Source organism: Klebsiella sp. CN_Kp091 (assembly GCF_040065095.1).
GTDB lineage: Bacteria > Pseudomonadota > Gammaproteobacteria > Enterobacterales > Enterobacteriaceae > Klebsiella > Klebsiella aerogenes.
Map to the genome: position 1 here is coordinate 1 of NZ_JBEAIO010000015.1, position 25,982 is coordinate 25,982.

The following is a 25,982-nucleotide window of genomic DNA, read 5'->3' on the forward strand; positions in this document are numbered from 1 at the left end:
TTTCAGAATTTTTCTCTTCAACCGAACCGGCTGTTTGTGTGAAGTGATTCACATCCGCCGTGTCGATGGAGGCGCATTATAGGGAGTTCTCGAGCGCCTGCAATAGAAAAATTGCAGAAAAATGACTGACTGCTGCATTCCCCAGCAAAACCCCGCTTTATACCCTTTTACACACAGAATTATCCACAGACACACGGCAAAACACGGCTTAAACCCCGGTACATCCATTGCCATATAAAGAGAGAACCATCGGCTAAAAGAGAAAGATAAAAATTCGCGAGCGTTGCGCAAACGTTTTCGTTACAATGCCGCGCTATGACACGGATGCCCGGTTGGGTGCGTTAGGTGAGTTTTTAGGCAAAAACTCACCTAACGCTCTCTGTAATGTTCAAATCCTGGGGATTTAATACCATGCAACAACGTCGTCCAGTCCGCCGCGCTCTGCTCAGTGTTTCTGACAAGGCCGGTATCGTCGAATTCGCGCAGGCGCTTTCCGCTCGTGGTGTCGAGCTGCTGTCCACCGGCGGCACCGCTCGTCTGCTGGCAGATAAAGGCCTGCCGGTTACCGAAGTCTCTGACTACACCGGTTTCCCGGAAATGATGGATGGACGCGTGAAGACCCTGCATCCGAAAGTACACGGCGGCATCCTCGGTCGTCGCGGTCAGGATGACGGTATCATGCAGCAACACGATATCGCGCCTATCGATATGGTTGTCGTTAACCTTTATCCGTTCGCCCAGACCGTCGCTCGTGAAGGATGCTCGCTGGAAGACGCGGTGGAAAACATCGATATCGGCGGCCCGACTATGGTGCGCTCCGCAGCGAAGAACCATAAAGACGTCGCTATCGTGGTTAAGAGCAGCGACTACGACGCAATCATTAATGAGATGGACGCCAACGAAGGTTCCCTGACGCTGGACACCCGCTTCGATCTCGCCATTAAAGCCTTCGAACATACCGCCGCTTACGACAGCATGATCGCTAACTACTTTGGCAGCATGGTCCCGGCCTATCACGGTGAAAGCAAAGAAGCCGCTGGTCGTTTCCCGCGTACCCTGAATCTGAACTTCATTAAGAAGCAGGATATGCGCTACGGCGAAAACAGCCATCAGCAGGCTGCCTTCTATATAGAAGAGAATGTAAAAGAAGCTTCCGTAGCTACCGCCACCCAGCTGCAGGGCAAAGCGCTCTCCTATAACAACATTGCCGATACCGATGCGGCGCTGGAATGCGTAAAAGAGTTCAACGAACCGGCCTGCGTTATCGTTAAGCATGCCAACCCGTGCGGCGTTGCCGTTAGCGACTCGATCCTCGACGCCTACGATCGCGCTTACAAAACCGATCCAACCTCCGCATTCGGCGGCATCATCGCCTTTAACCGCGAGCTGGATGCTGAAACCGCGCAGGCGATCATCTCTCGCCAGTTCGTTGAAGTGATCATCGCGCCATCCGCTAGCGAAGAAGCGCTGAAAATCACCGCCGCTAAGCAGAACGTCCGCGTACTGGTCTGCGGCCAATGGGATACTCGCGTCGCGGGTCTCGATTTCAAACGTGTTAATGGCGGCCTGCTGGTTCAGGACCGAGATCTTGGTATGGTCACCGCGGGCGAACTGCGCGTGGTCAGCAAACGTCAGCCGAGCGAGCAAGAGCTGCGCGATGCGCTGTTCTGCTGGAAAGTGGCGAAATTCGTCAAATCCAACGCCATCGTTTATGCCAAAGATAATATGACCATCGGGATAGGCGCCGGTCAGATGAGCCGCGTCTACTCAGCGAAAATTGCCGGGATTAAAGCCGGTGACGAAGGTCTGGAAGTGAAAGGCTCCGCCATGGCTTCTGACGCCTTCTTCCCGTTCCGCGACGGCATTGATGCCGCAGCCGCAGTAGGCATCACCTGCGTTATCCAACCGGGCGGTTCTATCCGCGACGAAGAAGTGATTGCCGCCGCGGACGAACATGGTATCGCCATGATCTTCACCGACATGCGCCACTTCCGCCATTAATTCACGGAGCAGCAGATGAAAGTATTAGTAATCGGCAACGGCGGGCGTGAACACGCGCTGGCCTGGAAAGCGGCCCAGTCGCCGCTGGTTGATACCGTCTATGTCGCGCCGGGTAACGCGGGCACCGCGCTGGAGCCGGCGCTGCAAAACGTCGCCATCGGCGTCACCGATATTCCAGCCCTGCTACGTTTCGCGCAGGATGAGAAAATCGATCTGACGATCGTTGGCCCGGAAGCGCCGCTGGTCATTGGCGTAGTGGACGCGTTTCGTGCCGCTGGGCTCGCCATCTTCGGGCCAACCGAGGGCGCCGCGCAGTTGGAAGGTTCCAAAGCCTTCACCAAAGATTTCCTCGCTCGTCATCATATCCCGACGGCGGAATACCAGAACTTCACCGAAGTTGAACCTGCGCTGGCTTACCTGCGCGAGAAAGGCGCGCCGATCGTCATCAAAGCCGACGGTCTGGCGGCAGGTAAAGGCGTTATCGTGGCGATGACCCTTGAGGAAGCCGAAGCAGCGGTGAAAGATATGCTGGCCGGTAACGCCTTTGGCGATGCAGGCCACCGCATCGTGATTGAAGAATTCCTCGATGGCGAAGAAGCCAGCTTTATTGTCATGGTCGACGGCGAGCACGTCCTGCCGATGGCCGCCAGCCAGGATCACAAGCGCGTCGGCAACGGCGATACCGGCCCGAACACCGGCGGCATGGGCGCTTACTCCCCGGCACCGGTAGTCACTGATGAAGTCCATCAGCGCACCATGGAGCGGATTATCTGGCCAACCGTTAAAGGTATGGCCGCTGAAGGAAACACCTATACCGGTTTCCTGTATGCCGGTCTGATGATAGACAAGCAGGGCAACCCGAAGGTTATTGAGTTCAACTGCCGCTTTGGCGATCCGGAAACCCAGCCGATCATGCTGCGCATGAAATCCGATCTGGTCGAGCTGTGCCTTGCCGCCTGCGCGGGCAAGCTGGACGAGAAAACTTCCGAGTGGGATGACCGCGCTTCGTTGGGCGTCGTGGTTGCCGCCGGCGGCTATCCGGGCAGCTACAACACGGGCGATGAGATCCACGGCCTGCCGCAGCAGGAAGCGGTAGACGGTAAAGTCTTCCACGCCGGCACCAAACTGTCTGACGACCAGCGCGTGGTCACCAACGGCGGGCGCGTACTGTGCGTCACCGCGCTGGGTGACACCGTGGCACAGGCGCAACAACGCGCCTATGAACTGCTGACCGATATTCGCTGGGACGGCAGCTTTAGCCGTAACGATATCGGCTGGCGCGCCATCGCGCGTGAGAAAACTAACGGCTGAGTTTTGCCAGCAGCGTTTTACGCGTAATGCCTAACTGACGGGCGGCTTCAGTTTTGTTGCCGCCCGTTTTTTCCAGCGCCGAGAGAATGACTTCTTTTTCAACTTCCACTAATGGCTGAATCAGCGCCTCATCGTTGCCAGTGACCGGCAGCGGCGTGCCCGCTATCGCCAACGGCAGTTCACGCTCGGAAATATAGTCTCCGGTTAGCAGCACCACCGCCCGCTCCACCGCATTTTCCAGTTCGCGGATATTCCCCGGCCAACCGTAGTGAATCAACAGGTCCATCGCCTGCGGCGTAAATCCCTGCACCGTTTTACGATTGCGTTCGGCATAGCGCTTAAGAAAGTGCTGCGCCAGCGGTGGAATATCTTCACGCCGTTGACGCAGCGGCGGCATATCAATGGTTACGACGTTCAGGCGATAATAGAGATCCTGGCGAAAGCGCCCGGCGCTCACCTCCTCCGCCAGATTACGATGGGTGGCGGCAATTAGCCGAACATCGACAGAAAGCGTCTGATTACTGCCAACTCGCTGCACTTCGCGTTCCTGGATCGCCCGCAGCAGACGCACCTGCATCAACGGCGAGATATCGCCAATTTCATCAAGAAACAGCGTGCCGCCATCCGCCTCGACAAAACGCCCTTCCCGCCGCCGTTCCGCGCCGGTAAAAGCCCCTTTTTCATGGCCGAACAGCTCGGACTCCAGCAGAGACTCATTGAGCGCTGCGCAGTTCAGCGTCACCAGCGGCTTGTCACGACGCTCGCTGCAGGCGTGGATGGCGCGCGCCACCAGTTCTTTACCGGTTCCCGATTCGCCGCAGATCAGCACCGTCGCGTCCGAGGGCGCCACCAGCGTAATATTGTTGATAAGCGCCTGCATTGCCGGACTATCGCCAATCATGCCCCATCGAAAATCTGACGAGGCGCTGAGATCGCTCTCGCTCTGCCGGGTGTGCGCCAGCGCCTGAACCAGCGTCTGCTGTAGAGTGTCAAAATCCAGTGGCTTGACCAGATAATCCAGCGCGCCCGACTTAATAGCCTCAACCGCCGTGCCGACGCTGGAGAACGCCGTCATGATCAATACCGGAATCGCCGGGTTATAGGCTTTGATCTCTTTTAATGTCGCGATACCGTCCATCTCCGCCATGCGGATATCGCACAGCACCAGGTCGAAGACCTGCCGATGGATCTGTTCTAACGCCTGCAGGCCGTTGTGGGCTAACGCCACTTGATAGCCCCAGCCACGCAGCAGCGCCTGCAGAATCGTGCAATGGCTGACGTCATCATCGACAACCAGAATCTGTACTTTATCGCTGCTCATCTTCCCTCCGTTGAGCATCCACCGGCAGCCAAAGCGTAAATATCGCTCCGGCCCCCGGCTGGCTTTCGGCGCGGATCGTCCCGCCATGTTGTTCGATAATATTCTGTACCACCGCCAGCCCCAGCCCTGTTCCGTCCGCCTTGGTGGTGAAATAAGGGGTGAAGATAGCCTGCAGCTCTTCATCGCTCATCCCCTTACCGCTATCCTTAACGACAATTTTCACACGTCGCCGCTCGGCTTCGCTTGCCGATACGCGAATGACGCCGTCACGGCCAATAGCCTGCATCGCATTCAGATACAGATTCAACAGCACCTGGTTGAGACGGTCAGGGTCGGCTTTAATCGAGGTTAATTCAGGGCGCGGAGTAAATTGCAGCGCGATCCCGCGACTCTGCGCATCCTGGCTTACCAGCTGCAATGAGTGGTGAATAAGCGCGTTGATATCGACCGGCTGGTAGTTTAAATGGGCTGGACGAACCAGCTCCAACAACTCGCTGACGACCCGGTTCAGGCGATCGGCCTCTTTGGCCATCACCAGCGCTAACTCCTGCGCCTCGCCGCCCGGCGGCGTACGCTCGGCAAAATACTTCGCCAGTCCTTTAATCGAAGAAAGTGGGTTGCGAATCTCATGCGCGACGCCAGCCGCCAGATGCCCAAGGGCCATCAGTTTTTCTTTGCGGGCCATCGCCTCCTGCAGCTGCTGGCGTGAACGACGGTAGCGGCGGAACCAGAACTGAGCGAGGATCGTCGCGACGATGACCAGCGCCGCGGCCACCAACATGATCATCATGTTACGCAAGCCGCGGGCCTGCGCCGCATCCAGCTCGCGGCTATCAAAGGCGATAAAAATCACCTGTGGAACATTGGGCTGAGCCAGCGCGCTGTTACAGCGCTTCATCATCCCCATATGGTGGCCACGAGCAGGGTTGAGCGGGCGAAACTGGCGATAAATTTCCAGCGCCGGTTGCGGCTCAGCAAGCCGGCGCCAACGCTCCTGTTCGCCCACCTTGAGTTCACGCATTTGCGCAGGACTGTACAGCGCCTTATCCACCTGCTGCGGATCGCTGTGGGCGATAATTTTACCGTTTTCATCGGTCACCGCGAACCACAGCACACCGGGCTGCCAGGCCATCTCCTCCAGCAACGCCTGCAGCTGCGCATGATGCATCCGCATCCCCATGCCGACACGCGTACCAGACTCCAGCGCACGGATCAGCACACCGCCCTTCTCTTCGATATTTTGCCGGGCGGCGGCGGTCTCCCGGCCATAATCGCGGACGATCATCGCGGAAAAAAGAATAACCAACAGGACGACCGAGCCGGTCAGTAACCAGCTCAGGGAGTCCCGGAAGCATGAAGTAATGCGCGGCATGGGCGGGTCCTTATCGTGTCCTTATTCGCTATCACCAGGATCCATCAGCAGAAATCATGCCATTTTTCCACACCGTGAAACCTGTCCTCAGACATATCGCTGGTGATTTAGCGAGTAAAAATGACTCGCTGACTCCAGCCGCAACGGGTCATTTTTACTCGCCAGAGTCACGTTTGCCGCGGGCCGGCCAGTATTGACGCGCTTTTTCAGGCTGGCATGGAAGATGCAACACAGAGGGAAACCACACAGGAGATCACGCTATGAAACGGAAACCGACTTTATCCCTCGTCCTCGTGGCGCTTGCCGCACTGACCTTTGGCAGTCACGCGGCCTGGGCTGGACATCACTGGGGCTACAATAACGGAATGGGCGCGCAGGGCTACAGCCAGCTCACCCAGGAACAGCAAGCGACCGTGCAGAAGCTACATGACAATTACTATGCGCAAACCAGCGCCCTGCGCCAGCAGCTGCAGTCCAAACGCTACGAGTACAATGCGCTGCTTACTGCGCCAAAACCAGAAAGCGGAAAAATTGAGGCCGTGGCGAAGGAAATGGAAACGTTAAGCCAGCAGTTGGATCAGCAGAGGGTAAAATTTGATATCGCCCTGGCTGAAGCAGGCGTTCCTCGCGGCGCGGGTATGGGTTACGGCGGCTGCCGCGGTAATGGCAGTGGTCATATGGGCATGAACCACTGGTAAAACTCAGAACGATTTTTCGCTCGGCTGCCAGGTACAGAAGTTTTCATTAGCCACCAGCAGCAGCTGAGCGCCTTCCGGTGCTTCCAGCCACGCCACGCTCACCTCTACGGAGGAGTGATTCTGGCGGCGTTCAATATGCGCTAATGCCCGCTCATCAAGGTCAGGCTTCACGGTCTGGCCTTCACAGGTAGTCACGGTACGATCGGCATGCCAGCGTCCCTGTCGTAATACCACTCGTCCTTGACGCAAGGCGTCGCTGGTTTCGCGGATTTGCTGCGCCCGATAGCGGTACAGCGCGACCTGGTCGTTGGAAAGCTGCTGTTTTTCACCATCTACTTCCCGCTGCATAAAGCTCAGCTCGCCCTGGGCGTCAAAGCGGGCGCGAATATGTTCCGGCGGTTTGCCGTACACATTGAGTTCAATAAGCGTTAGTTGGCCATCCTGCCAGCGGTACTCGCTGGTTGAGGTGTCGCCGCGGTGCCACGGACTAAAGGCGGCAAGCAGGTGCACTTCATCGCCGGCATCTTTGCGCCAGATACGCATCGCGCCCTGGTTATCGGCGTAGCCGCTGGCGGTAAAAGGCGGTAGAGAGGAGTCATGACTGCAGGCAGTGAGCAATAGCGCGCCTGCCAGCGTCAGCGTGCGACGCCAGTTAGACAAAAGGGGCTTAAAAGCCCCTTCGTTAAAACTGGACACTGCCACGCGGTCTTACTTGACTGCGTCTTTCAGCGCTTTGCCAGAAACAAATGCTGGCACGTTAGCTGCAGCGATTTTGATTTCTTTACCGGTCTGCGGGTTGCGGCCAGTACGCTCAGCACGGTGGTTCACTTTGAAGGTACCGAAACCAACCAGTTGAACAGCATCACCTTCTTTCAGAGACTCGGTAATTGCAGCCAGGGTGGATTCCAGGGCAGCTTTTGCCTGTGCTTTAGACAGGTCAGCTTTGTCCGCAATTACATCAATCAGTTGAGTCTTGTTCATAAGTTATCCTTACAATGTGTTTATCGCTTGCTAAGCATCGAGTGCGACGGAAATGCCAGAAAAGCACTCTCCTGCATACACGCACCGATAGCCACTTTTTTTCGCCCCCCAAATGTAGACCAGACAGGGGGCGGAATGGAAGTCTTCAGACGCTACAATTCAGGCGGTAAATCACGTTTTGTGGTCTCATTGCTGAAAATTTATACCAATATTGCTTTCGCCGGCCTCTCGCAGGTCTGCGCGCAGCCCTTTAATCAGTTCAAGATCGCGTTCTTCGCAGTCGGCCAACAGGCGGAAAATCTCCCACTGAATGTCCCATTCTTGTTCAACCGCCGGGTTGACTCTGAGCTCTTCATCGGTCATTTCGCGACCTTCCTGGGTCATTTCCAGCATTGCGACGGTAGTAATGGAAGTCTTACTGACCTCGATAGCATGTTCCAGCGTTTCACCGCTCAGGCGTGAGTGGATTAATTCGCTCAGCGCGACGCAGGCATCGATAGCCGGATAGACGCCGTACATGTCGTAGTCATCTGCGGACGGAATCGCCTCTTCCAGCTTTTCCAGCTGACTATCGAAATTCACCTTCGCATCTTTTACCGTCAGCGTTTCCCAGATCAGGTCAAGGATACGACGATATAACTGGCCGTCGCCAAACTCAGTTTGCTTGCAGAACATGGCGTAGTTGGGGTACATACGCTCGCACAGGCAGGCCATAAAGGTGACGTGCTGCCAGCTCTCCAGTTTCTCCAGGCGCAGGTGAATCGGGTTTTGTAACATGATGAATTCTCGAAGTCAGAAATTAGGCGCAGTGTACCTGAATCAGCCGTGATTTGCTTGCCAACGCACAAAGGAAGGCCGACGGGACGCCACGGCATCGGCCCAGCGCGTCGGCTCGGGTAGCCGATAGCCCTGCATACAGCGTTCCACCCACATTAACGCGCTATCGATACCTACGCGGTGGCCGGTACTGATAAACAGTGGGTTGCAGCGTGCTTTGCTGCGCCAGACCCAGGCCAGCTGGTCGCCATTGTCGATTAATGGCGCCAGCGCGCCGGGCTCGGCGCCGAGCGGTTCAAACTTGCCGCATAAACGTTTTTTCGCTACGCCAATCGTTGGCACATCAACCATCAGGCCAAAATGGCTGGCGACGCCAAGCCGCCGGGGATGTGAAATACCGTGGCCATCGACGAACAACAGATCGGGCTTTTGCGATAGCTGTTGCCACGCCGCCAGCAGCGCGGGGGTCTCGCGAAAGGAGAGAAAGCCGGGGATGTACGGCATCGTGGTGGCGACGCGCGCCACCTGATACTCCACCAGTTCAAGCCCCGGATAAGTTAGCAGCACCATCGCAGCTCGGGTAATTTCCCCCTCCTGCTCAAACCCCACATCGGCGCCGCCGATCAGCACCGGCGGGTCGCGATCCAAACGGTCCGCACGTTCTACCGACGCGGCTAAAGATTGCTGTTGGGTTCGTAGCGCAGCTAAATCCATCATGCTTATCTCCTATTGGTGATATTGCGCGGAGAGACGATGTACCGCCTCAACAAAGACTCCTGCATGCTGTGGGTCGACGTCCTGATGGATGCCGTGGCCAAGGTTAAAGACATGGCCTTCGCCCTGGCCGAAGCCGGCGAGAATGTTAGCCACTTCGTCTTCAATACGGGCGGCAGGCGCATAAAGCATCGACGGGTCCATATTGCCCTGAAGCGCCACTTTGTGGCCTACGCGACGGCGAGCGTCGGCAATATCGGTCGTCCAGTCGAGACCCAACGCATCGCAGCCGGTCTCCGCCATCGCTTCCAGCCATTGTCCGCCGCCTTTGGTGAACAGCGTCACCGGTACGCGACGACCTTCGTTTTCCCGCAGCAGGCCATCGACGATTTTATGCATGTAGTAGAGCGAGAACTGCTGATAGTCGCGGCCGGTCAACACGCCGCCCCAGGTGTCGAAAATCATCACCGACTGCGCGCCCGCTTTGATCTGCGCGTTCAGATACAGGGTGACGCTTTTCGCCAGCTTGTCCAGCAGCGCGTGCAGCGCCTGCGGTTCGGCGTACATCATCTTTTTGATGACGGTAAAGGCTTTGCTGCTGCCGCCTTCAACCATGTAGGTCGCCAGCGTCCACGGGCTGCCGGAAAAACCAATCAGCGGCACTTCGCCTTTCAGTTCACGGCGAATAGTGCGCACGGCGTTCATCACGTAGCCTAATTCTTGTTCCGGGTCCGGCACCGGCAGTTTGTCGACGTCGGCTTTGCATTTCACCGGCGAAGTGAAGCGCGGGCCTTCGCCAGCTTCAAAGTACAGCCCCAGCCCCATCGCATCCGGAATGGTCAGGATGTCCGAAAAGAGGATCGCTGCATCCAGCGGGTAACGGCGCAGCGGCTGTAGCGTCACTTCGCAGGCCAGCTCGGCATTTTTACACAGCGACATGAAATCGCCCGCTTGCGCGCGGGTGGCTTTATATTCCGGGAGATAGCGGCCCGCCTGGCGCATCATCCACACCGGGGTGACATCAACCGGCTGGCGCAGCAGCGCACGCAGGTAACGATCGTTTTTCAGTTCGGTCATTTTTACATTCCTTTAGCGTTGATGCGCCCAGTGTAACATGTCACTCGTACTCTGCCCGACACATCGCCACCGTATCTTCGATCAGGCGTCGCGCTACGGTGCCCGGCGGCGGCAGTAGCGGCAAATCGTCATAGCGATACCACTCTGCGCTCAGCAGCTCTTTTTTATCCACGACAATATCGCCGCTATCGTATTCAGCCATAAAGGCGGTCATCAGTGATTGCGGGAAGGGCCACGGCTGGGAGGTCACATAGCGTAGGTTTTTCACCTTAATTCCACTCTCTTCCATCACTTCGCGGGCGACCGCCTGCTCAAGGGTTTCGCCCACTTCGACAAACCCGGCCAACACCGTATGGACACCATTACGATGGCGTGTATGCTGCGCCAGCAGAATTGAATCGTCGCGACGAATGGCGACGATAATGCAGGGGGCAATTTGCGGATAATAGCGCTCGCGGCAGTGGCCGCACAGCATCGCCCACTCGGTTTTACTGACATGCATCGGGTGGCCGCAGTAGCCGCAGAATTTATGCGATCGATAAAACTCGGCCAACTGGATCCCGCGCCCTGCCAGTTGGAAAAGCCCAGGATCCTGATCCAATATCTGGCGCAGCGATCCCATATCATGGCGACGATCCTGGCGCACCAGCCACACCGCTTCGCCTTGCCACTCGCCGAGATGTAGCGCGCGTTCACCGACAAGATCAAAATTTACCGCTTCGCCATGTGGTAATTCCCCTGCGGGAAGCCATAATTTTTGTTCGTGACTGACGATCCACCAGCCGCGATCTAATTTTTCAATAATACGATCCATATCTATTGCGCTACCTTCGTTTTACTGGCACTTTTAACATTATATTTACATTTGCTGAGCAACGTTATTTTTAATCTTGCGGAGTCAATCATGTTAAACCAGCTGGAAAACCTGACGGAACGTGTTGGAGGCAATAACAAACTGGTCGATCGCTGGCTGCTTGTGCGTAAGCATTTGCTCGTGGCTTACTACAACCTGGTTGGCCTGAAACCCGGCAAAGAGTCCTTTATGCGGCTTAATGAAAAGGCGCTGGATGACTTTTGCCAAAGCCTGGTGGATTACCTCTCATCCGGTCATTTTAATATTTATGAACGTATTATCGGAGAAATGGAAGGGAGTACCCCTCTTTTAGCCGCCACCAAAATCTACCCGCAGCTGGAAGCCAATACCCAGCAGATGATGGACTACTACGATACCTGCCTCGAAAACGCCATCGATCATGATAACTATCTCGAATTTCAGCAGGCGCTGTCAGATATCGGCGAATCGCTGGAGGCGCGCTTCGCGCTTGAGGACAAGCTGCTGGCGCTGGTCGTCGCTCACGATCGGAAAGACAACGTTGGCGACAATATCGCGCCGACCGCTTGAGTTGTGAACCGTTAACGAGTAATTTACATACATTATCCCTCTGCGGAGGGATTTCATCTTGTCGGAGTGCCTATTTTCCACACGAAAACTAAAGTGGAAAAGGCTGAGACCGTTTATTCGGGATCCGCGGAACCTGATCAGGCTAATACCTGCGAAGGGAACAAGAGTACACTGCTGGTCGCACCTGCCCGTTACGGGCTGGTCGCATCTGTTACTCCATCCGTCGTCTGACAAGCCATCTCCTTTTTTGTAACTGGAATGCGCTATGTCTACTACCAAACTGACCCGCCGGGAACAACGCGAACACGCGCAGCGATTTATTGATACGCTGGAAGGTACCGCTTTTCCTAATTCTCGCCGCATCTACATTCAAGGCTCACAGGCCGATATCCGCGTCCCAATGCGTGAAATTCAGCTCAGCCCGACGCTCATCGGCGGTGATAACGATAACCCCCAGTACGAAGCCAACGAACCGATACCGGTGTATGACACCTCCGGACCTTATGGCGACCCGGAGATCAACATCGATGTCCGCCAGGGGCTGGCCAAACTACGCCAACCGTGGATCGACGCGCGTAACGACTGCGCGCCGCTTAGCGAACGCAGCTCGGCTTACACTAAAGCGCGGCTGGCCGACGATGGCCTTGATGAACTGCGCTTCGGCGGCCTGCTGACCCCTAAACGCGCCGTCGCTGGCAAATGCGTGACGCAACTACACTACGCCCGTCAGGGGATCGTCACCCCGGAGATGGAATTCATCGCCATTCGCGAAAACATGGGCCGCGAGCGTATCCGCAGCGAGGCGCTGCGCCAGCAGCATGCCGGAGAAGGCTTTGGCGCCCGCCTGCCGGACAACATTACCGCCGAATTCGTCCGCGATGAAGTCGCTGCCGGGCGGGCCATCATCCCGGCCAATATCAATCACCCGGAATCTGAGCCGATGATTATCGGCCGCAACTTCCTGGTGAAAGTGAATGCCAATATCGGCAACTCGGCGGTGACCTCTTCCATCGAAGAAGAGGTCGAGAAGCTGGTCTGGTCAACCCGCTGGGGCGCCGACACGGTAATGGACCTCTCCACCGGCCGCTATATCCACGAGACCCGCGAATGGATCCTGCGCAACAGCCCGGTGCCGATTGGTACCGTCCCGATTTACCAGGCGTTGGAGAAGGTCAACGGCATTGCCGAGAACCTGACTTGGGAAGCCTTCCGCGATACCCTGCTGGAACAGGCCGAACAGGGCGTCGACTACTTCACGATTCATGCCGGGGTGCTGCTGCGTTACGTGCCGATGACCGCGAAGCGGCTGACCGGTATCGTCTCGCGCGGCGGTTCGATCATGGCCAAGTGGTGCCTGTCGCATCATCAGGAAAACTTCCTCTACCAGCACTTCCGCGAAATCTGTGAAATCTGCGCCGCCTATGACGTGTCGCTGTCCCTCGGCGATGGTCTGCGCCCCGGCTCGATTCAGGATGCCAACGACGAGGCGCAGTTCGCCGAGCTGCATACGCTGGGCGAGCTGACTAAAATCGCCTGGGAGTATGACGTTCAGGTGATGATTGAAGGCCCCGGCCACGTGCCGATGCAGATGATTCGCCGCAATATGACCGAAGAACTGGAGCACTGCCACGAAGCGCCGTTCTACACGCTGGGGCCGCTCACCACCGACATCGCGCCGGGCTATGATCATTTCACTTCCGGTATCGGCGCGGCAATGATTGGCTGGTTTGGCTGCGCCATGCTGTGCTACGTCACGCCAAAAGAACATCTCGGCTTGCCCAACAAAGAGGATGTAAAACAGGGGCTGATTACCTATAAAATCGCCGCCCACGCCGCCGACCTCGCTAAAGGCCACCCCGGGGCGCAGATCCGCGACAACGCGATGTCCAAAGCGCGTTTCGAATTCCGCTGGGAAGACCAGTTCAACCTCGCGCTCGATCCCTTTACCGCGCGGGCCTATCACGATGAAACCCTGCCGCAGGAATCCGGCAAAGTCGCCCACTTCTGCTCCATGTGCGGGCCGAAATTCTGTTCGATGAAAATCACCCAGGAGGTCCGCGACTACGCCGCGAAGCAAAGTATCGAGGCCGGCATGGCCGATATGTCGAATAACTTCCGCGCCCGCGGCGGTGAAATCTACCTGAAAAAGGAAAATGCCTGATGTACCAGCCTGACTTTCCGCCCGTACCGTTTCGTCTCGGGCTTTATCCGGTTGTCGATAGCGTGACATGGATTGAGCGCCTGCTGGAAGCCGGCGTGCGCACCATTCAGTTGCGGATCAAGGACCAGCGCGACAGCGATGTGGAGGATGACGTCATCGCCGCCATCGCGCTTGGCCGCCGCTATCACGCGCGACTGTTTATCAATGATTACTGGCAACTGGCGATTAAGCACCAGGCGTACGGAGTACATCTGGGACAAGAGGACCTGGAAACCACCGACCTGAGCGCCATCCGTAAAGCCGGACTGCGCCTTGGCGTCTCCACCCACGACGACATGGAAATTGACGTCGCGCTGGCGGCGCGCCCTTCCTACATCGCGCTGGGCCACGTCTTCCCGACACAAACCAAACAGATGCCTTCGGCGCCGCAGGGCCTCGAACAGCTTGCCGGGCATATTCATCGTCTGGCCGATTATCCGACGGTAGCGATCGGCGGAATCAGTCTGGAAAAAGCGCCGGACGTACTGGCGACCGGCGTTGGCAGCATCGCGGTAGTCAGCGCCATTACCCAGGCAGCAGACTGGCGGGCTGCCACTGCACAACTGTTAGCACTGGCGGGAGCAGGCGATGAATGATCACGATTTCATGCGCTACAGCCGCCAGCTATTGCTGGAAGATATCGCCATTGAGGGACAGCAGAAACTGTTAGCCAGCCGGGCGCTGATTATCGGCCTGGGCGGCTTAGGTTCGCCGGCAGCGCTATATCTGGCGGGGGCCGGCGTCGGGACGCTGACCCTGGCCGATGACGACGCGGTGCATCTCAGCAACCTGCAGCGACAAATTCTGTTCACCAGCGACGATATTGACCAGCCAAAAGCCACGGCGGCAAAGACGCGGCTCAACCAACTCAATCCGCAAATCCGCCTCGTGGCGCTACAGCAGCGCTTAAGCGGCGAGGCGTTGCGCGCCGAAGTGGCGAAAGCCGACGTGGTGCTGGACTGTACCGATAACATGATCGCCCGCCAGGCGATTAACGCCGCCTGCGTAGCCCTTGAGACGCCGCTGGTAACCGCCAGCGCCGTCGGCTTCGGCGGCCAGTTGATGGTGCTGACGCCGCCGTGGGCGCAGGGCTGCTACCGCTGCCTGTGGCCGGACACCGCCGAACCGCAACGTAACTGCCGCACTGCGGGGATCGTCGGTCCGGTCGTCGGCATGATGGGGACGCTGCAGGCGTTGGAGGCCATAAAGCTCCTTAGCGGCATGGCGACGCCGCGCAACACGCTACGGCTGTTTGATGCCCGCACCAGCAACTGGCGCAACCTTGCGCTGCAAAAGGCCCAGGGCTGCCCGGTATGCGGAGGCCATGATGCAAATCTGGTTTAACGACGAACCGTTGGAATGCGCGGACAACCTCAGCGTAAGCGCCCTGCTCAGTCAACTGGAACAGCTCCAGCCGGGCGTTGCGCTGGCGCTCAATCAACACATCCTGCCACGCGAACGGTGGGAAGATCATCTCTTGCAGGAAGGCGATCGGGTCCTGCTTTTTCAGGTTATCGCCGGAGGCTGATATGTTACGTATTGCCGATAAGACATTTGAATCCCACCTTTTTACCGGAACCGGCAAATTCGCCGCCCCAGAGGTGATGGTCGAGGCGATTCGCGCCTCGGGAAGCCAGCTGGTGACGCTGGCGATGAAGCGCGTCGATTTACGCCAGCATAATGACGCGATTCTCGCGCCGCTGCTGGCGGCGGGCGTTAACCTGCTGCCGAATACCTCAGGCGCCAAGACGGCGGAAGAAGCGGTTTTTGCCGCCCGCCTGGCGCGGGAAGCCTTAGGCACCCACTGGCTGAAACTGGAGATCCACCCGGACGCCCGCTGGCTACTGCCTGACCCCATTGAAACCCTGAAGGCGGCGGAGCTGCTGGTGCGCGAAGGGTTTGTCGTCCTGCCCTATTGCGGCGCCGACCCGGTCCTGTGCAAACGGCTGGAAGAGGTCGGCTGCGCGGCGGTGATGCCGCTGGGCGCGCCGATAGGCTCCAACCAAGGGCTGGAAACCAAAGCCATGCTGGAGATTATTATCGAACAGGCGACGGTACCGGTGGTGGTTGATGCCGGGATTGGCGTGCCAAGCCACGCGGCGCAGGCGCTGGAGATGGGCGCTGATGCGGTACTGGTCAACACCGCCATTGCCGTCGCCGACGATCCTGTCGCCATGGCTCGCGCCTTCCGCATGGCGGTCGATGCCGGATTGCTGGCGCGTCAGGCCGGACCGGGAACGCGCAGTACTCAGGCGCAGGCCACCAGCCCGCTGACCGGCTTTCTGGAGGGGCTGGCATGAAAACTTTTAGCGATCGCTGGCGGCAGCTGGAGTGGGATGACATCCGCCTGCGCATCAACAGCAAAACCGCCGCCGACGTCGAACGGGCGCTGGCGGCAAAACAGCTCACCCGCGATGACATGATGGCCCTGCTCTCTCCTGCCGCGGCCGATTACCTTGAACCGCTGGCCCAACGCGCGCAGCGCCTCACCCGCCAGCGCTTCGGCAACACCGTCAGCTTTTACGTACCGCTGTATTTGTCCAACCTGTGCGCCAACGACTGTACCTACTGCGGCTTCTCAATGAGTAATCGCATTAAGCGCAAGACGCTGGATGCAGCAGAGATTGCCCGCGAATGCGCCGCGATCCGCGAATTAGGCTTTGAGCATTTGTTACTGGTCACCGGCGAACATCAGAGTAAGGTCGGAATGGATTATTTCCGCCAGCACCTGCCAGCCATCCGCCGCCAGTTTGCCTCGCTGCATATGGAAGTGCAGCCGATGGCGACCGACGAGTATGCCGAACTAAAAACGCTGGGGCTTGATGGGGTGATGGTCTATCAGGAGACCTACCATGAAGGCATGTATGCCCAGCACCACTTGAAAGGTAAAAAGCAGGATTTCTTCTGGCGTCTGGATACGCCGGATCGCCTGGGCGAAGCGGGGATCGACAAGATCGGCCTCGGCGCGCTCATTGGTCTTTCCGACAGCTGGCGGGTGGACTGCTTTATGGTCGCCGAACATCTGCTGTGGCTACAGCAGCGCTACTGGCGCAGCCGCTACTCTATCTCCTTCCCGCGTTTACGCCCTTGCGCCGGAGGCATTACGCCAGCCTCATTAATGGACGAACGTCAGCTGGTGCAGACGATTTGCGCTTTCCGCCTGCTGGCGCCGGAGGTTGAGCTGTCGCTATCGACCCGTGAATCACCGTGGTTCCGCGACCGGGTGATCCCGCTGGCGATTAACAACGTTAGCGCGTTCTCCAAAACCCAGCCCGGCGGCTACGCCGACGATCATCCGGAACTTGAGCAATTTGCGCCACACGACGATCGCCGCCCTGAAGAAGTCGCCAGCGCGCTGACCGCCCGTGGTCTGCAGCCGGTATGGAAAGACTGGGATAGCTGGCTGGGACGCGCCTCGCAATCATCATAAAGCATGCTGCAAGCAGCTGATTATTTTGCGTGCCTGCACGAGAGATGAAAAACGGAGGCTCGCCGAACTGCCGCCGTTTTTCTATTCTGCCCTGGTCAGCAGCGGACGCTGACCAGGGCGAGCTTTTCTTTCCTCTCTTCGCCCTGCCTCTACCGTCCGCACTACCGCAAACATATTGCTATCAAATATTAATCACGATGATGAGCGCACTCAGCGTTATAATTTAGCGATAGTTACCTGATTCGCTAAGCAGGCATGCTGGCTTAACCTGCGTCTAAACCCACGGTTTATAAATCCCGGACGATTAACAAATTATGGCACGCCACAACAGAAAGCTCTCTTTTACTACGCCGATCGTAGTGGGGTTTGCGGGGATTTTGCTCAGTTTTTTACTGATTGCAATCTTTGTTACCGCGACGCAAAAGAAAAACTTTCTTGAAGATTATCATCATATTAACCGTAACTTCACCCATAACCTTGCGGTGAACTACACCGAATCGCTGCTGCGCGAGAATGACTACATTCTGGCGCGCGCGACGAAATACTTTGCCCGTGACGATGCGCTCAATATCGCCGTAAATGTCAATCCGCAAAAGGGTCTGGACGACTTGATGCGTCTGCAGGAGCTGATGCCGACAGTCTCCTCCATTTCGCTTGCCGATACTCTCGGCCATTATCTGCGCGCTCCCGAAGTGATGGAAGGCGATGAGAGCCGCACGTTTGATCCGAAAACGCGCCCCTGGTTTATTCGTCAGGCGGAAGCCAGTACATTCAGTCTCTATACCACTCCTTACCTTGACTACTTCACCCACCATCCTACCGTCACCGTCTACCGGCCTGTCATTTCGCCGCAGGGGAGGCTCAAAGGTAGCCTGGCGTTTCATATGGATCTGACCTCGATGGGCTACGCGTTACGGCAGATTGTCTCGCCGGTACAGGGGGAGTTTTTTGTCGTGCAACGCGACGGCAAAGTGGTGATCCATCCCGATACCGGCGCGCTATTTAAAACCTACGTTAGCGCGGAACTGATGGACAAAATGACCAGCGCGGAAGGCCAACTTTATGATGAGGAACATAAGGCCTGGTACTACTACTATTCCTTTACCAACCCCGACTGGTTCGTTATTTTCCGCGTCACCGATACCACCCTTGATGACCTGACGCGCTATGAAACCGATATTGTCGCCTGGGGATTCGCCCTCGCCGCCATTGTCATCGTCCTGTTCGGGCTGTATCTGCGCCACGCTTCGCGTACCGTACTGATGAACATCATTAACGCCATTAAGACCGGCGACGTCAAACGCGCACCGCGGCTGGAAGCCATGCTCAGCAAGGCTATCGAGAGCAATAAGCAGCGCGAGCTCACCTATGTCCGCCAGGCCACCATCGATGCGCTAACCGGCTGCAAAAACCGTCGCGCCTTCGACAGCGATATCGCCGCGCTGATGAACGATCACCAGCCTTTCGCCCTCGCGTTGGTCGATATCGATAACTTTAAATCAATTAACGATACCTGGGGCCATCTCAATGGCGACATCGTGCTGCGCAACGTCGCGCGTGAAGGGATACAGATCCTGCAGCCGCAGGAGATCTCGCTTTACCGCTACGGCGGCGAAGAGTTTGCCGTCATCTTCCCTGCCGAACATATCGACAACGCACTCACCATTCTGGAGAGCTGGCGTCTTAACGTTGCCAGCCGAACCTGGCGCGAAGAAGGATTAACCGTCACCTTTAGCGCCGGCCTCGGGGAATGGAATATGGAGCCGCTGGAAAAACTGGTCGTTAGCGTGGATGAAGCGTTGTATAAGGCCAAACAGCAGGGCAAGAACCGAATCGTTCGCGCCTGAGCATAACTCCCTGATAGCCCGCTTGTGCGGGCCTTTTTATCTCTGCCGCTGCAAAATTGAAACCGGTTTCATTTTTTGTGATGTTTTACACACAATCATGGTGAAGCGGTTGTGCCGCGCCGCCGCCCGCGATAAAGATGATGCATCAAGGAACATACATAAGGGCGATGAAACTATGAAGAATATCGTTTTATGCTGTGCCGCAGGAATGTCTACCAGCATGCTGGTGCAACGCATGAAAGACGCCGCGCAAAAGAAAGGCATCGAAGTCTCGATCAAAGCCGTGCCGGTAGCGGAGTTCAAGGATAACCTGGCCGCGGCGGATATTATCCTGCTCGGCCCACAGGTGAAGTATGAGCAGGCGAAATTACAGGCGCTAGCCGACCCGGTCGGTAAAAAGGTCGCCGTTATCGATATGATGGATTACGGCATGATGAAAGGCGATGCCGTTCTGGATAAAGCCCTGAAGCTGATGGAGTAAGGCATGGAAGATTTAGAGACGATTATCATGGAGCTGCTGGTCAATGCCGGCTCCGCGCGCAGTTCTGCCCTCACCGCCCTACAGCAGGCGCGTAAAGGCGATTTCGCCGCCGCCGAACAGGCTATGGCAGACTCACACGAGTTTGTGAAGCATGCGCATAAAATCCAGACCCAGCTTATCGGCCTGGATGAAGGCAGCGGCAAGCTGCCGGTGAACCTGATTACCGTGCACTCGCAGGACCATCTGATGAACGCGATGGTGATTCAGGATTTAGCGACCGATATGATCGAACTGTATCGCCGCCTGCCGCCCGCACAATAATCCCGATGAATCATCAGGCGCCGCCAGCGGCGCCTGTCTCACTTACAGAAAACCGTACATCGCCGCGAACACCCAGCCAAAGACGCAAGAAACGCTCACGCCAATTAATCCCGGCAGGATAAAGCTATGGTTTATGACGAAGCGGCCAATATGGGTCGTGCCTGAACGGTCAAACTGAATCGCCGCCAGATCGCTTGGGTAGGTCGGCAGGATGTAATAGCCGTAGCAGGCGGGCGCGGAAGCGACAATATAGGCCGGGTCAACGCCGATCGCCAGCGCTACCGGAACAATCGCCGCCAGCGCCGCCGCCTGGGAGTTGACGAACTTCGATACCAATAACAGCACGATAGCGTAGGCCCACGGGTACTCCTTCACCATCTCTCCGAGCACGCCTTTAATCTCGGTCATGTGAGCGCCGAACATGGTTTCCGCCATCCATGCGATACCATATACCGCGACGATAGCGATCATCCCCGAGCGGAAAACCTCATTTTTAGAAATCGATGCCGGGTTAGTTTTGGTAATGATGATGATAAGCGCCCCGGAGAGCAGCATAAACATCTGGATTACCAGTACCATTGAGAGAGGCTTACCATCGAACGCCGGACGCAGTTCGGAAAACGCGCCCAACAGCGCCACCACGGCAATTGAGGCAAGGAAGATCCACATCGCAATCCAGTTGCTGGTCGGCAGCTTTTTATCCAATAGCGTAGCCGTATCGCCATAAACATAATGACGGTTTTCCGGTATCGCAATAAACGCCTGGAAGGTCTCGTCTTTATCAAGGTCCTTACCGCGGAACCAGCTGAAGATGCCAATCGCCAGGATCCCCAGCAGCGTTGACGGAATGGTTATCGCCAGTAGATCGAGAAACTCAAGATGCTTACCGTTAAAGGTAAAGTTTCCGAGCATCGCCACCAGCGAGACCACCGCCACCGAAACCGGGCTGGCAATGATCCCCATCTGGGCGCCAATCGAGCTCGCCGCCATCGGCCGTTCCGGGCGAATATTATTTTTAATCGCCACGTCGTAAATAATTGGCAGGATCGTATACACCACGTGCCCGGTACCACACAGGATAGTCAACGTACAGGTGACGAATGGCGCGACGATAGAAACATATTTGGGATTGCGCCGCAGGAGCTTCTCGGCAATCTGCAGCATCACGTCTAAACCGCCGGATGCCTGTAGCGTCGCCGAGGCGGCCACCACCGCGATAATGACCAGCATGACATCAACCGGTGGCTTTCCTGGTTTAAGATGAAAGACAAAAACTAAGATAACTAAGCCAATGCCGCCTAAAAGACCGAGCGCAATACCACCCTTTTTCGCGCCGTAGAACAGACAAATTAAGATAATGATGAGCTGTATAGCAAATTCCATGCATCCCCCAGAAGCTATCCATTAAATAACGACAATACTCTCCGTTTTATTTTTATTTTTGCTCACCTCCTCCATTGCCTTTTAACAGGCGCAGCGAACCCCTCAGTTGCGGTAAACCGAAAAGGACTGGGAAAGTAATCACATGATTCTTTGAGTGTTTTGACTATATAGCGTTTGCGGCGCTTATTTTTTGATACATGTAGAATTTTTATCCATCGATTAGTGATGGCATAAAGAAATAGCAAATAGATAATTATCAAGAATGTTTAATTTGCTAATTAATTGCGGCAATTACATTAAATAAATGTAATTCAGTTTAGGTGAAATAAATCGACAGATAATAAAAAAGCCAGTCAGGAAACCTGACTGGCTTTTAAGCGCTTAGCGAATCAACGATTAATCGTTGTCAGAACCGCCCAGGCCTGCGTTCAGCAGTTCTGCCAGGTTGGCAGACGCTTCTTCTACGCTCACCTGCGGTGCAGCCGGCTGCTCGCCTGCTGCGCGACGGCGCATACGATCCTGGTGGTACGCATAACCGGTACCCGCCGGGATCAGACGACCCACGATGACGTTCTCTTTCAGACCGCGCAGTTCGTCGCGTTTGCCCGCAACGGCTGCTTCGGTCAGCACGCGAGTGGTCTCCTGGAACGATGCCGCGGAGATGAAGGACTCGGTTGCCAGAGACGCTTTGGTGATACCCAGCAGGTCGCGGGAATAGGTTGCCGCAACTTTGCCATTCGCTTCAAGCTCGCGGTTAGCGATCTTAACGCGGGAGTATTCAACCTGCTCGCCTTCGAGGAAGTCAGAGCTACCAGCACTTTCGATGGTCGCTTTACGCAGCATCTGACGAACGATAACTTCAATGTGCTTATCGTTAATCTTAACGCCTTGCAGACGATAAACGTCCTGCACTTCGTTGGTGATGTAACGCGTTACCGCGTGTACGCCACGAAGACGCAGAATGTCGTGCGGCGCTTCCGGACCGTCGGAAACCACATCACCACGTTCTACACGTTCACCTTCGAACACGTTCAGCTGACGCCATTTCGGGATCATCTCTTCGTACGGTTCGCTACCGTCTACCGGGGTGATAACCAGACGACGTTTCCCTTTGGTTTCTTTACCGAAGGAAATGATGCCGCTGATTTCAGCCAGGATTGCCGGCTCTTTCGGACGACGTGCTTCGAACAGATCCGCAACGCGCGGCAGACCACCGGTGATGTCCTTGGTACCGCCAGATTCCTGCGGTACACGCGCCAGGGTGTCACCAGAGCTGATCTGTACGCCATCTTCCAGCTGAACAATCGCTTTACCCGGCAGGAAGTACTGAGCAGGCATATCGGTGCCTGGGATCAGAACGTCGTTACCCTGAGCATCAACAATTTTCAGCGCCGGACGCAGATCTTTACCACCGGAGGTACGTTCTGCGGAATCCAGAACCACCAGCGAAGACAGACCGGTCAGCTCGTCGGTCTGACGAGTAATGGTCTGGCCGTCGATCATGTCAGTGAAGCGGACAAAACCACTCACTTCGGTGATAACCGGCATGGTATGCGGATCCCAGTTTGCAACGGTTTCACCGCCAGCAACCTGTTCGCCGTCGCCTTTAGCCATAACGGAGCCGTAAGGCACTTTATAGCTTTCTTTCGTACGACCGAATTCGTCGATCAGCTTCAGTTCGGTGTTACGAGAGGTGATAACCAGTTTACCGCTGGAGTTCACAACCGACTTCGCGTTGCTCAGACGGATGCTACCTTTGTTTTTCACCTGGATGCTGGATTCAGCAGCCGCACGAGATGCCGCACCACCGATGTGGAACGTACGCATCGTCAGCTGTGTACCCGGCTCACCGATGGACTGTGCCGCGATAACGCCGATAGCCTCACCTTTGTTGATGATGTGGCCACGCGCCAGGTCACGACCGTAGCAGTGCGCACATACACCAAAGTCGGTGTCACAGGATACAACGGAACGAACTTTGACGGAGTCAACGGAGTTCTCTTCCAGCAGATCACACCAGTGCTCGTGCAGCAGCGTGTTGCGTGGAACCAGAATGTCCGCGGTACCCGGCTTCAGAACGTCTTCAGCAGTCACACGACCCAGTACGCGATCGCGCAGCGGCTCTTTAACATCGCCACCTTCGATAACCGGCGTCATGGTGATGCCTTCCAGGGTGCCGCAGTCGTCTTCAGTGACAACCAGGTCCTGCGCAACGTCAACCAGACGACGAGTCAGGTAACCGGAGTTCGCTGTCTTCAGTGCGGTATCCGCCAGACCTTTACGAGCACCGTGGGTGGAGATGAAGTACTGGAGTACGTTCAGACCTTCACGGAAGTTCGCGGTGATCGGCGTTTCGATGATGGAGCCATCCGGCTTCGCCATCAGACCACGCATACCAGCCAGCTGACGAATCTGTGCAGCAGAACCACGCGCACCGGAGTCGGCCATCATGTAGATGCTGTTGAAGGAAACCTGCTGCTCTTCCTGACCGTCACGGTTAATAACGGTTTCGGTTTGCAGGTTATCCATCATCGCTTTGGATACACGATCGTTCGCCGCAGCCCAGATATCGATAACTTTGTTGTAGCGTTCGCCCGCGGTGACCAGACCAGACTGGAACTGTTCCTGAATCTCAGCAACTTCAGCTTCCGCTTCGCTGATGATTTCGTATTTTTTCTCCGGGATGACCATGTCATCGATACCAACGGATGCACCTGAACGCGCTGCATAAGCAAAGCCGGTGTACATCGTCTGGTCCGCAAAAATAACGGTCGGTTTCAGACCCAGAATACGGTAACAGGTGTTCAGCATCTTGGAGATCGCTTTCTTACCGAGCGCCTGGTTCACGATAGAGAACGGCAGACCTTTCGGTACGATCATCCACAGAATGGCACGGCCAATGGTCGTGTCTTTCAGGCTGGTCTTCGCGACGAACTCACCATTGTCGTCTTTTTCGTATTCGGTGATACGCACTTTAACGCGCGCATGCAGAGAGGCCAGACCGGCGCGATAAATACGCTCCGCTTCTTTCGGGCCAGTCAGCACCATGCCTTCGCCTTTGGCGTTAACACAGTCGCGGGTCATGTAGTACAGACCCAGTACAACGTCCTGAGACGGAACGATGATTGGTTCGCCGTTCGCCGGGGACAGGATGTTGTTGGTAGACATCATCAGCGCACGCGCTTCCAGCTGGGCTTCCAGCGTCAGCGGTACGTGAACAGCCATCTGGTCACCATCGAAGTCGGCGTTATATGCCGCACAAACCAGCGGGTGCAGCTGAATAGCTTTACCTTCGATCAGAACCGGTTCGAATGCCTGGATACCCAAACGGTGCAGTGTTGGCGCACGGTTCAGCAGTACCGGGTGTTCGCGGATAACTTCGTCCAGGATATCCCAAACGACAGCTTCTTCGCGCTCAACCATTTTCTTAGCGGCTTTGATGGTGGTGGCCAGGCCACGCAGTTCCAGCTTGCCGTAGATGAACGGTTTGAACAGCTCCAGCGCCATTTTCTTCGGCAGACCGCACTGATGCAGACGCAGGTATGGACCTACGGTGATTACAGAACGACCGGAGTAGTCAACACGCTTACCGAGCAGGTTCTGACGGAAACGACCCTGTTTACCTTTGATCATATCGGCCAAAGATTTCAGAGGACGTTTGTTGGAACCGGTGATCGCACGACCGCGACGACCGTTATCCAGCAGGGCGTCGACCGCTTCCTGCAGCATACGTTTTTCGTTGCGTACGATGATGTCCGGCGCAGCCAGATCCAGCAGACGTTTCAGACGGTTGTTACGGTTAATGACGCGACGATACAGATCGTTCAGGTCAGAAGTCGCAAAACGACCGCCATCCAGCGGAACCAGCGGACGCAGATCTGGCGGCAGGACCGGCAGAACGGTCAGGATCATCCACTCCGGCTTGTTGCCAGATTGAACGAACGCTTCCAGCAGCTTAATGCGCTTGGTCAGCTTTTTACGCTTGGTTTCGGAGTTGGTTTCGTTCAGCTCTTCACGCAGCTGCTCGCACTCTTGCTCCAGGTCCATGCTTTTCAGCAGGGCCTGAATAGCTTCGGCGCCCATCTTCGCGTCGAATTCGTCACCGAACTCTTCCAGCGCGTCCAGGTACTGCTCTTCAGTCAGAATCTGGTTGCGTTCGAGGTTGGTCATGCCACCTTCGATAACAACATAAGATTCAAAGTACAGTACGCGTTCGATATCACGCAGCGGCATATCCAGCAGCAGACCGATACGGGACGGCAGAGACTTCAGGAACCAGATGTGGGCAGTCGGAGACGCCAGCTCGATGTGGCCCATGCGCTCACGACGCACTTTGGTCTGGGTCACTTCAACGCCGCACTTCTCACAGATAACACCACGGTGTTTCAGGCGCTTGTACTTACCGCACAGGCACTCATAGTCTTTTACTGGCCCGAAAATACGAGCGCAGAACAGACCGTCACGTTCTGGCTTGAACGTACGGTAGTTAATGGTTTCCGGCTTTTTAACTTCACCGAAAGACCATGAACGGATCATGTCTGGCGATGCCAGAGCAATTTTGATCGCATCAAACTCTTCGGTTTTAGTTTGCGCTTTCAGAAACTTTAATAAGTCTTTCACGGATTTGCTCCCGTCGGAGTTAGCACAATCTGGCGCCGGGTTTTAC

At 56.2% G+C, this 25,982-nt stretch carries 23 protein-coding genes and 1 riboswitch; of the genes, 13 read left to right on the top strand and 10 right to left on the bottom strand.

What is annotated here, in order from left to right:
- Positions 1–411: 411 nt before the first annotated feature.
- Together purH and purD are read left to right on the top strand one after the other, a co-directional pair.
- Positions 412–2,001, top strand: a complete 1,590-nt coding sequence (purH, locus tag ABLV17_RS12540; RefSeq protein ID WP_087859265.1) for a bifunctional phosphoribosylaminoimidazolecarboxamide formyltransferase/IMP cyclohydrolase — start codon at positions 412–414, stop codon at positions 1,999–2,001.
- A gap of 15 nt (positions 2,002–2,016) precedes the next feature.
- Positions 2,017–3,312 (top strand): phosphoribosylamine--glycine ligase, encoded by a 1,296-nt coding sequence (gene purD, locus ABLV17_RS12545; protein ID WP_348854306.1) that lies wholly within the window; start codon positions 2,017–2,019, stop codon positions 3,310–3,312.
- Here the strand turns inward: purD and zraR are convergent.
- Both zraR and zraS read right to left on the bottom strand, forming a co-directional pair.
- The gene (gene zraR, locus ABLV17_RS12550) at positions 3,302–4,633 is read right to left on the bottom strand and encodes a sigma-54-dependent response regulator transcription factor ZraR (protein ID WP_308958268.1); all 1,332 of its coding nucleotides are present in this window, start codon (positions 4,631–4,633) and stop codon (positions 3,302–3,304) included. The genes purD and zraR overlap by 11 nt on opposite strands.
- Positions 4,620–6,005: a two-component system sensor histidine kinase ZraS gene (gene zraS / locus ABLV17_RS12555; RefSeq protein ID WP_308958269.1), complete on the bottom strand. Its 1,386-nt coding sequence runs from the start codon at positions 6,003–6,005 to the stop codon at positions 4,620–4,622. The genes zraR and zraS overlap by 14 nt, the downstream gene beginning before the upstream one ends.
- Before the next feature lie 260 nt (positions 6,006–6,265).
- Between zraS and zraP the strand changes: the two genes are divergently transcribed.
- Complete coding sequence (gene zraP / locus ABLV17_RS12560) at positions 6,266–6,703, top strand: zinc resistance sensor/chaperone ZraP (RefSeq protein WP_113375059.1); 438 nt, start codon at positions 6,266–6,268, stop codon at positions 6,701–6,703.
- 3 nt (positions 6,704–6,706) lie between these two features.
- On the opposite strand, the gene ABLV17_RS12565 is transcribed toward zraP, so the two are convergent.
- The 6 genes from ABLV17_RS12565 to nudC form a co-directional block, all read right to left on the bottom strand.
- Entirely contained in the window at positions 6,707–7,399 is a 693-nt protein-coding gene (locus tag ABLV17_RS12565) for a DUF1481 domain-containing protein (RefSeq protein WP_015704017.1), read from the bottom strand.
- A gap of 12 nt (positions 7,400–7,411) precedes the next feature.
- On the bottom strand, positions 7,412–7,684 hold the full coding sequence (hupA, locus tag ABLV17_RS12570; RefSeq protein ID WP_002884342.1) for a nucleoid-associated protein HU-alpha: 273 nt from the start codon (positions 7,682–7,684) through the stop codon (positions 7,412–7,414).
- 186 nt (positions 7,685–7,870) lie between these two features.
- Positions 7,871–8,461, bottom strand: coding sequence for a YjaG family protein (locus tag ABLV17_RS12575; RefSeq protein WP_058674285.1), 591 nt, complete (start codon positions 8,459–8,461; stop codon positions 7,871–7,873).
- Between the two features lie 42 nt (positions 8,462–8,503).
- Positions 8,504–9,175, bottom strand: coding sequence for a deoxyribonuclease V (gene nfi / locus ABLV17_RS12580; protein ID WP_348854307.1), 672 nt, complete (start codon positions 9,173–9,175; stop codon positions 8,504–8,506).
- A gap of 12 nt (positions 9,176–9,187) precedes the next feature.
- Entirely contained in the window at positions 9,188–10,252 is a 1,065-nt protein-coding gene (hemE, locus tag ABLV17_RS12585; RefSeq protein WP_015704014.1) for a uroporphyrinogen decarboxylase, read from the bottom strand.
- Between the two features lie 40 nt (positions 10,253–10,292).
- The gene (gene nudC / locus ABLV17_RS12590) at positions 10,293–11,066 is read right to left on the bottom strand and encodes an NAD(+) diphosphatase (RefSeq protein ID WP_271032413.1); all 774 of its coding nucleotides are present in this window, start codon (positions 11,064–11,066) and stop codon (positions 10,293–10,295) included.
- A 90-nt stretch (positions 11,067–11,156) separates the two neighbouring features.
- On the opposite strand from nudC, the gene ABLV17_RS12595 reads away from it, so the two are divergent.
- The 10 genes from ABLV17_RS12595 (at position 11,157) to ABLV17_RS12640 (ending at position 19,933) form a co-directional block, all read left to right on the top strand.
- The gene (locus ABLV17_RS12595; RefSeq protein WP_047067104.1) at positions 11,157–11,654 is read left to right on the top strand and encodes an Rsd/AlgQ family anti-sigma factor; all 498 of its coding nucleotides are present in this window, start codon (positions 11,157–11,159) and stop codon (positions 11,652–11,654) included.
- 52 nt (positions 11,655–11,706) lie between these two features.
- Positions 11,707–11,831, top strand: a riboswitch (TPP riboswitch).
- 88 nt (positions 11,832–11,919) lie between these two features.
- Positions 11,920–13,815: a phosphomethylpyrimidine synthase ThiC gene (thiC, locus tag ABLV17_RS12600; RefSeq protein ID WP_087859259.1), complete on the top strand. Its 1,896-nt coding sequence runs from the start codon at positions 11,920–11,922 to the stop codon at positions 13,813–13,815.
- Positions 13,815–14,450 (top strand): thiamine phosphate synthase, encoded by a 636-nt coding sequence (gene thiE / locus ABLV17_RS12605; RefSeq protein WP_308958271.1) that lies wholly within the window; start codon positions 13,815–13,817, stop codon positions 14,448–14,450. Before thiC ends, thiE begins: the two co-directional genes overlap by 1 nt.
- Positions 14,443–15,198, top strand: a complete 756-nt coding sequence (locus ABLV17_RS12610) for a HesA/MoeB/ThiF family protein (protein WP_087859257.1) — start codon at positions 14,443–14,445, stop codon at positions 15,196–15,198. Before thiE ends, ABLV17_RS12610 begins: the two co-directional genes overlap by 8 nt.
- Complete coding sequence (gene thiS / locus ABLV17_RS12615; RefSeq protein ID WP_087859256.1) at positions 15,182–15,382, top strand: sulfur carrier protein ThiS; 201 nt, start codon at positions 15,182–15,184, stop codon at positions 15,380–15,382. The genes ABLV17_RS12610 and thiS overlap by 17 nt, the downstream gene beginning before the upstream one ends.
- 1 nt (position 15,383) lies before the next feature.
- Positions 15,384–16,154: a thiazole synthase gene (gene thiG / locus ABLV17_RS12620; protein WP_308958272.1), complete on the top strand. Its 771-nt coding sequence runs from the start codon at positions 15,384–15,386 to the stop codon at positions 16,152–16,154.
- On the top strand, positions 16,151–17,284 hold the full coding sequence (gene thiH / locus ABLV17_RS12625) for a 2-iminoacetate synthase ThiH (protein ID WP_113375055.1): 1,134 nt from the start codon (positions 16,151–16,153) through the stop codon (positions 17,282–17,284). The genes thiG and thiH overlap by 4 nt, the downstream gene beginning before the upstream one ends.
- A gap of 314 nt (positions 17,285–17,598) precedes the next feature.
- Positions 17,599–19,131, top strand: coding sequence for a diguanylate cyclase (locus ABLV17_RS12630; RefSeq protein WP_308958273.1), 1,533 nt, complete (start codon positions 17,599–17,601; stop codon positions 19,129–19,131).
- A 175-nt stretch (positions 19,132–19,306) separates the two neighbouring features.
- A complete protein-coding gene (locus tag ABLV17_RS12635; protein WP_045380683.1) occupies positions 19,307–19,612 on the top strand; it encodes a PTS sugar transporter subunit IIB in 306 nt (101 codons plus the stop codon).
- 3 nt (positions 19,613–19,615) lie between these two features.
- Positions 19,616–19,933 carry a PTS lactose/cellobiose transporter subunit IIA gene (locus ABLV17_RS12640; protein ID WP_015704005.1) on the top strand — a complete coding sequence of 106 codons (318 nt, stop codon included), beginning with the start codon at positions 19,616–19,618 and terminating at the stop codon, positions 19,931–19,933.
- A gap of 42 nt (positions 19,934–19,975) precedes the next feature.
- Here ABLV17_RS12640 and dcuB read toward each other — a convergent pair whose 3' ends face one another.
- Both dcuB and rpoC read right to left on the bottom strand, forming a co-directional pair.
- Complete coding sequence (gene dcuB / locus ABLV17_RS12645; RefSeq protein ID WP_045397357.1) at positions 19,976–21,316, bottom strand: anaerobic C4-dicarboxylate transporter DcuB; 1,341 nt, start codon at positions 21,314–21,316, stop codon at positions 19,976–19,978.
- Between the two features lie 396 nt (positions 21,317–21,712).
- Entirely contained in the window at positions 21,713–25,936 is a 4,224-nt protein-coding gene (gene rpoC / locus ABLV17_RS12650) for a DNA-directed RNA polymerase subunit beta' (RefSeq protein ID WP_045397360.1), read from the bottom strand.
- Positions 25,937–25,982: the final 46 nt, after the last annotated feature.